The sequence below is a fragment of the Pseudomonas sp. BS-2016 genome, from assembly GCF_001806145.1.
Lineage (GTDB): Bacteria > Pseudomonadota > Gammaproteobacteria > Pseudomonadales > Pseudomonadaceae > Aquipseudomonas > Aquipseudomonas lundensis.
In genome coordinates this window covers 1-1,809 of record NZ_MLCT01000087.1, presented here as the reverse complement: position 1 = coordinate 1,809, position 1,809 = coordinate 1, and the positions used below count along the sequence as shown (strand labels likewise).

Sequence of the window (1,809 nt, the reverse complement as noted above, 5' to 3'; positions counted from 1 at the left end):
CAGGTAATCACAGATATACGCGGTCATGCGCTCGTCTTTGAGCACGGCCGGGTACTTGGCAAAAATCGGGCTGGCCGCGGCGTCTTCGATATCGCCTTCGATCGCCATCATGCCTTCGCGGCGGCTTTTGTTGAGGATCTCGTAGATCAGCCCCAGCACTTCCAGATAAAACGTGTGGGAGAAGCGCGAACTGAACATGCCCAGGGACTTCTTGACCACGTGCATGGTCATATAGCCTGGGTTGGCCTGCAAAAATGCGCCGAACGCGGCACCGCCGATAATCAGCACTTCGAAAGGCTGGATCAGTGCGGCGATTTTACCGTGGGAGAGGACGTACCCTCCGAGCACACTTGCGATGACGACAATGATGCCGATAATTTTAGCCATAGGAGAGGGGTACTTGCGCCGTCGGGTTCATGGACATATGGGGTGCAGCAGAAAACTCTTGTTCTACTTATCGGCAAAACTGCGCCAGACTATAGCCCGTTAAGGCGAAAAGCCAATTCGGCCCGTTCCGGGCGTGTTGAACGCAAGTGATGATCGCGCCCCAATCATGGCAATTGAAACGACAGTCCCAACAAACCGCCCCACTACCCTCGCCGCTTGGATCAAGTGCCTGGACGACGTGCTGCTGCCCGTGCCCCAGGCCAGCCATGAACGCGTGTGCAAAGCCATTCGCGATAGCCGCAGTTCATTGCGAGATATTGCTGAGTTGATGCAAAACAGTCCGGCCCTGGTGCTGAGTGTGATGCGCGAAGCCAACAGCCAAGCCCACGGCAGCCTGGCCGAACCTGCAGAAAACCTTGAAGTCGCACTTAACCGTCTTGGCCTCAAACGTGCCGAAGAGTTGTTGGCGCGCCTGCCTTCGGTACCCGCCCGGGAAATCCCCGTGGCCTTGCGTCAGCTGTTGCTGATCAGCCAGCACGCATCCCAGCAAGCCAACGGTTTGTTCGGCAGTCGCCTGGCGCGGCTGTGGCAGGACATCCACTGGGGCAGCCTGCTGTTTCTGTCGCCGCTGTGGCCGATGGCCGTCGCCTACCCCAAGCTCCTGGAGGAGTGGGAGTTGCGGGTGATCCATAAAGGCCAATCGGCGCGCCAGGTCGAGCAACAGCTGTTCGGCGTGCGTTTGCTTGACCTGTGCCTGGGCTTGACCGAAGCCTGGCACCTGCCGATCTGGGTTTCACAGGGCTACAAGTTGCTGTTGGCCGAGCAACGCCTGCTGGTCAAGGCGCTGCACATTGCCCGTCAAGACGATGCCCTGCGCCACCAGCAATTGCTCGATGCCGAGCCCAACCTGCGACGCTGGCTGAACCAGCCGGCCAACACCGTGTTGCTGGCCAACGGCCTGGCGATGTCGGCCCAGGAATCCTGGACCTGCCCGCACACTGAGCGCTGGCAATACCTGACGGCGCTGTACCTGCAAACGCCGTTGAGCGATGTGCAACAGCAAGCCCACCAACAAGCGGTGACCAGTGCTCGTACCACCTTGATGCCCGACCTCTGGCACCCGGCGCTGTCGCTGATCTGGCCGTGGCACGTACAGAAAGTCCATCGCGGCTTGCTGCCGGCACCACCGCCCACTGCCGAAGCCTTGGCCGTGTGGCGCACGCGTTGCACCGAGTTGCTGGTGGAGCCGAGCCGCTTTGCCAACGCCATGCACCTGACCACTTGCGCCAAGGAAGCCCTGGTCGCCAGTGGCATGCAGCGGGTACTGATATTCATGGCAGATCGCGCCTTGAGCACCTTGCGTGTACACCAGGCCGACGGCCTGCCCAAGGACGCGGCTCACCTGAGCCTGGATGTGGTCAA

The 1,809-nt window shown here is 60.5% G+C and carries 2 protein-coding genes; one reads left to right on the top strand and one right to left on the bottom strand.

Annotated elements, in window-relative coordinates; all coding sequences use genetic code 11:
* Positions 1 to 387, bottom strand: a 387-nt coding sequence (locus BKD70_RS22490) for a motility-associated protein (protein WP_371914021.1), incomplete at its 3' end; no start/stop codon positions are given.
* 166 nt (positions 388 to 553) lie between these two features.
* Here BKD70_RS22490 and BKD70_RS22485 point away from each other — a divergent pair.
* Positions 554 to 1,809, top strand: a 1,256-nt coding sequence (locus tag BKD70_RS22485) for an HDOD domain-containing protein (protein ID WP_070415428.1), incomplete at its 3' end; no start/stop codon positions are given.